Here is a 272-nt window from a genome sequence, read left to right on the forward strand (position 1 = left end):
TTTGCACCGCCAGTTTGGCTTTGTGATCGAGCTGGTTGACAAAAAACAGGCCGGAAAGGGCGGCAATCATGCCCGCCATGGTCGGTACCGTTGCCTTGGAGATCCCCGATGCCATCGCTCGCGGCGAACCGGTGCCGGTGATGGCCAGGGTGTCAAACACCTGCACCATCCCCACCACGGTGCCGAGCAGCCCCATCAGTGGACAGAGAGCGATCAGCACCTTGATGACCGGCATCCCCTTGTCCACCGCCATGGCGACCCGTGAGACCAGC

The 272-nt window shown here is 62.1% G+C and carries 1 protein-coding gene; it reads right to left on the bottom strand.

The window, feature by feature from the left end:
• Window positions 1–272, bottom strand: a 272-nt coding sequence (locus tag AACS18_RS06615) for a MotA/TolQ/ExbB proton channel family protein (RefSeq protein WP_146184859.1), incomplete at both ends; no start/stop codon positions are given.

The organism is Aeromonas sp. HMWF015 (genome assembly GCF_963878965.1).
Lineage (GTDB): Bacteria > Pseudomonadota > Gammaproteobacteria > Enterobacterales > Aeromonadaceae > Aeromonas > Aeromonas veronii.